The sequence below is a fragment of the Streptomyces sp. NPDC060198 genome (assembly GCF_042728415.1).
In the GTDB taxonomy this organism is placed as follows: Bacteria; Actinomycetota; Actinomycetes; order Streptomycetales; family Streptomycetaceae; genus Streptomyces.
In genome coordinates, this window is sequence record NZ_JBHWZJ010000470.1 from 1 (window position 1) to 4,708 (window position 4,708).

Sequence of the window (4,708 nt, forward strand, 5' to 3'; positions counted from 1 at the left end):
CCAGGGGCCGGCCCGCTCTCACCCCGCGAGCGCCGCCTCCATCATCTTCCTGGCGACCGGCGCCGCCAGGCCGTTGCCGCTGACCTCGGATCGGGCGGCCCCCGAGTCCTCCACGACCACGGCGACCGCCACCTCCTTGCCGGAGGTGGCGTCCTTCGCGTACGAGGTGAACCAGGCGTACGGGGTGTTCTCGTTGCCCACGCCGTTCTGGGCCGTACCCGTCTTGCCGCCCACCTCGGCGCCGTCGATCCGCGCGTTGGTGCCCGTACCGTCCTCGACCACCGTCACCATCGCGCTGCGCAGTTGTGCGGCGGTCGACTCCGACACCACCCGCTCGGTGTCGCCGTCCGGGTACTCCTGGAGCGCCGCCCCCTTGGAGTCCGTCACCGAGGAGACCAGGTGCGGGGCCGCCAGCTCACCTCCGTTGGCGAGCGCCGCGGAGACCATCGCCATCTGCATCGGCGTGGCCGTGACCTCGAACTGGCCGATGCCGGTGAGCGCGGTCTGCGCGCTGTCCATCTCCTTCGGGTACACGCTCGCCGAGGCCCGCACCGGGACGTCGAGCTTCTCGGTGTCGAAACCGAACTTCTCCGCCATCGCCCGCAGCTTCTCCTGGCCGAGGTCGGCCGCCACCTTGGCGAAGACGTTGTTGCAGGAGTACTGGAGCGCCGTGCGCAGGGTGGCGTTCTCGCAGGGGGCGGAGGCGCTCTCGTTGCTCAGCACGGTCGTGGTGCCGGGCAGGGTGTAGGGGTCGGGGCTGTCGGTGGCCTGGTCCACCGAGTCGTACAGGCCGTTCTCCAGCGCGGCCGACGCCACCACCAGCTTGAACGTCGACCCGGGCGCCAGCGGCTGCCGCAGGGCGCGGTTGACCAGCGACTTGTCGGGGTCGTCCAGCAGCTTCTGCCAGGCGTCCTGGTCCGTGGTCCCGCTGATCGTCGACGGGTCGTACGAGGGAGTGGAGACCATGCCGAGGATGCGGCCGGTCTTCGGGTCCATCGCGACCGCCGCGCCCTTGTCGTCGCCGAGCGCCTCGTACGCGGCCTTCTGCACGTCAGGATCGATCGTCGTCAGCACGTCGCCGGGGGCGGCCGCCTCGCCGGTGATCACGTCGGCGGCGTTCTTCAGCCGGTCGTCCGTGCCGTCGAGCACCGGGCCGTAGATGCCCTCCAGCTGGGTGGAGCCGTACGCCTGCGAGCCGTAACCGGTGACGGCGGCGTACAGCTCTCCGTCCGTGTAGGTGCGCTTGTACGCGAGGTCTCCGCTCGTGGTCCTCTCGGATCCGGTGACCGGGGAGCCGGCCACGATGATGTCACCGAGCGGCTGCGCGTACTGCGCGATGGTGTTCCGCCGGTTGTTGTCGTTGTCCGCGAGCGCCTTCGCGTCGTACACCTGCACCCAGCTCGCCCGCACCAGCAGCGCGAGGACCAGGAGCAGGCAGAAGACCGAGGTTCGCCTGATCGTCTTGTTCATCCCCCCGGAGGACGAACGAGGGAGCGGCGGATGTTCCCGCTCGTGCCGCTTCTCACCGATTTCTCAGGCGCCCCGCCCGCCGCGCGGGGACCTCGCTGCGCGGGGCTCAGAGGCGGCGGGTCGCCAGCGTCAGGCGGTCGCGGGCGTCGAAGAGGGCGTCCTTCACCGTCTGCTCGTGGGCGGGGGTGAGCCGGGCGACCGGCACCGAGCAGCTGATGGCGTCGCGCGAGGGCGTCCGGTACGGGATCGCCACACCGAAGCACCGCAGCCCCAGAGTGTTCTCCTCGCGGTCCACCGAGTAACCCTGCTCGCGGATGGTGTGCAGCTCCTCGATGAGCCGCTCGCGGTCGGTCAGCGTGTGCTCGGTCAGCGCCGGGAGCGTCTCGGGCAGCATCTTGCGCACCTGCTCGTCGCTGTAGGTGGCCAGCAGCGCCTTGCCCAGCGAGGTGGAGTGCGCGGGCAGCCGGCGTCCGACGCGGGTGAACGGGCGCAGATAGTGCTGGGACTGGCGGGTCGCGAGGTAGACCACGTTGGTGCCGTCGAGCCGGGCCAGGTGGATGGTCTCCGTGGTGTCGTCGGAGAGCCGGTCGAGGGTGGGGCGGGCGGCGGCCACCACCTCGTCGCCGTCGATGTAGGAGGTGCCGACCAGCAGGGCGCGGACCCCGATGCCGTACCGGGTGCCGGTGGCGTCGGTCTCCACCCAGCCGAGCTCGACCAGGGTGCGCAGCAGCATGTAGAGGCTGGACTTGGGATAGCCCACCGCCTCCTGCACGGCGGCGAGGGAGTGCATCCCGGGGCGCCCCGCGAAGTATTCGAGGAGCTCCACCGTCCGTACCGCGGACTTGACCTGCGCCCCACCAGACTCGGCAGTCGACATCGCCCTCGCCCCTTCCCAACTTCTTCGAAATCCCGTGACTTCGCCGTGACTTCTTGCCCGTGACTTCTTGCCAACGCGGAACGCCCGGAAATAGAGTTCCAGGACATTCACGATGAGGAACGCCGTTCAGAATACCGAACAACTTCCTGGCGTGTGGCAGAGAGTACGGAAGGGAAAACGGTGGCAGCAGCACCAGTCTGGAGCGTCGACCCCCGCACCGGGAACCCGCGCGAGCAGGTTGCGGTGGAGGCTACAGCGGAGGAGGTCGACCGCGTGGTGCGGGCGGCGCACGCCGTTCGCGACGCCCTCGCCGACCGCACCGTGCGCGCCGCCTTCCTGCGCACCGCGGCCGACCTCCTCGCCGGGTCGGCGGACTCGGTCGTCGCGACCGCCGACGTGGAGACCGCGCTCGGCACACCCCGACTGACCGGCGAACTCGCGCGCACGGCAGCCCAGTTGCGGGCTTTCGCCGAGGTCGTCGAAGAGGGCGCCTTCCTCGACATCCACATCGACCACGAAGACGCCGACCGTACCCCGCCCTGGCCCGACCTGCGCCGCTGGAAGATCCCGCTCGGCGTCGTCGCCGTCTACGCGGCCAGCAACTTCCCGCTCGCCTTCTCCGTCCCCGGCGGCGACACCGCGAGCGCGCTGGCCGCGGGCTGCCCGGTCGTCGTCAAGTCGCACCCCGACCACCCGGCCACCTCCGAGCTGACCGCCTCCGTGCTCCGCAGGGCCGCCGCCACGCACGGGCTGCCCGAGGAGATCGTCGGGCTCGTGCACGGCTTCGAGGCCGGCGTCGAGCTGGTCCGCCACCCGCTGATCTCCGCCGCCGGCTTCACCGGCTCGATCCGCGGCGGTCGCGCCCTGTTCGACGCGGCGGCGGCCCGTCCCGCCCCCATCCCCTTCCACGGCGAGCTCGGCTCCCTCAACCCCGTCGTCGTCACCGAGGCGGCGGCGGCCGAGCGCGGCGAGCAGATCGGCGCCGGTCTCGGCGGCTCCATGACGATGGGCGCCGGACAGTTCTGCACCAAACCCGGACTGGTCCTGGTCCCGGCGGGCGAGAGCGGCGACGCCCTGGTGAAGACCCTCACCGCGACCGTCGGCGACACCGCCCCCGCCGTCATGCTCGACCACCGGATGCGGGACGCCTTCATCGCCGGAGTACGCGACCGGGCCGCCCTCCCCGACGTGGAAGCGCCCGTCACCCCGGGCGACGGCGGCGAACACGCCGTCGCCTCCGGCTTCCTCACCGTCCCGGCCTCCCGCCTCACCGAGGACGGCCCGCACGAGGCGCTCCTGGAGGAGTGCTTCGGCCCGGTCACCGTCGTCGCCCGGTACGCCTCCGAGGACGAGATCGCCGCCGTACTCGGCCGCCTCCCCGGCAACCTCACCGCCACCCTGCACATCTCCGGCGAGGAGGAGGCGGGCGGCGCCGCCCCGCTCCTCGCCGCCCTCACCCCGCTCGCCGGGCGGGTACTCGTCAACGGCTGGCCCACCGGTGTCGCCGTCGCGCCCGCCCAGCACCACGGCGGTCCCTACCCGTCGACCACGTCCACCTCGACCTCGGTCGGCGCGACCGCCATCGAGCGGTGGCTGCGCCCGGTGACGTACCAGTCGACCCCCGAAGGCCTCCTCCCGCCCGAGCTCCACGACGACAACCCGCTGGGCCTGCCCCGCCGGGTGAACGGATGACGACCATGACCGTGCGCATTCCCGAACTCCCCTTCGAGCTGGAGCCGTTCGGCCCCGAGGGGAAGTGGACCTACGAAGCCGGTGCGCTGACCGGCACCGCGGGCGCCCAGCAGGACCGCTTCGTACCGCCCGGCGGCGACTCCCTCGAACCGACGAGCGACGCACCGCGCCTGCTGGGCACCGCCCCCGCCGGTGACTTCCAGCTGCTCGCCCGGGTCAAGGTCGGTTTCGCCGGTGCCTACGACGCCGGAGTGCTCTACCTCCACGTCGGGGAGCACGACTGGGCGAAGATCTGCCTGGAGCTCTCGCCCGCCGTGCCCACCATCTGCACGGTCGTCACCCGGGGCGTCTCCGACGACGTCAACTCCTTCACCGTGGACGGCGACACCTTCTGGCTGCGGCTCAGCCGCAACGGCGGCGCCTTCGCCTTCCACGCTTCGCCGGACGGTGTCGCCTGGACCTTCGTCCGCGTCTTCGCCCTCGGCGACCCGGAGGGCACGGCCTCCGCCTCGGTCGGCTTCCTCGTCCAGGCGCCCGTGGGCGACGGCTGCGAGGTCACCTTCGACCGGATCGCCTTCCGCCCGGAAGGTGTCGCCGACCTGCGCGACGGCAGCTGAGCGCTCTCGCCCGCCGCTCGTACCCCGGCCCCTGCCCGCCGCCTCCGTCCGG

The 4,708-nt window shown here is 72.0% G+C and carries 4 protein-coding genes; 2 read left to right on the forward strand and 2 right to left on the reverse strand.

Features of this window, described 5'->3' with window-relative positions:
• Nucleotides 1-18: 18 nt before the first annotated feature.
• On the reverse strand, nucleotides 19-1,470 hold the full coding sequence (locus tag ACFWEP_RS31805) for a peptidoglycan D,D-transpeptidase FtsI family protein (protein WP_387375334.1): 1,452 nt from the start codon (nucleotides 1,468-1,470) through the stop codon (nucleotides 19-21).
• Nucleotides 1,471-1,576: 106 nt separating this feature from the next.
• Nucleotides 1,577-2,347 (reverse strand): IclR family transcriptional regulator, encoded by a 771-nt coding sequence (locus tag ACFWEP_RS31810; RefSeq protein WP_328722378.1) that lies wholly within the window; start codon nucleotides 2,345-2,347, stop codon nucleotides 1,577-1,579.
• A gap of 180 nt (nucleotides 2,348-2,527) precedes the next feature.
• Here ACFWEP_RS31810 and ACFWEP_RS31815 point away from each other — a divergent pair, with 180 nt between their 5' ends.
• Both ACFWEP_RS31815 and ACFWEP_RS31820 read left to right on the forward strand, forming a co-directional pair.
• A complete protein-coding gene (locus ACFWEP_RS31815; RefSeq protein WP_387375336.1) occupies nucleotides 2,528-4,039 on the forward strand; it encodes an aldehyde dehydrogenase (NADP(+)) in 1,512 nt (503 codons plus the stop codon).
• 5 nt (nucleotides 4,040-4,044) lie between these two features.
• Nucleotides 4,045-4,656 (forward strand): DUF1349 domain-containing protein, encoded by a 612-nt coding sequence (locus ACFWEP_RS31820; protein WP_387375338.1) that lies wholly within the window; start codon nucleotides 4,045-4,047, stop codon nucleotides 4,654-4,656.
• Nucleotides 4,657-4,708: the final 52 nt, after the last annotated feature.

Coding starts and splice junctions, on each gene's coding strand:
- ACFWEP_RS31805 (WP_387375334.1), bottom strand. CDS start 1,470: ATGAACAAGACGATCAGGCGAACCTCGGTCTTCTGCCTGCTCCTGGTC.
- ACFWEP_RS31810 (WP_328722378.1), bottom strand. CDS start 2,347: ATGTCGACTGCCGAGTCTGGTGGGGCGCAGGTCAAGTCCGCGGTACGG.
- ACFWEP_RS31820 (WP_387375338.1), top strand. CDS start 4,045: ATGACCGTGCGCATTCCCGAACTCCCCTTCGAGCTGGAGCCGTTCGGC.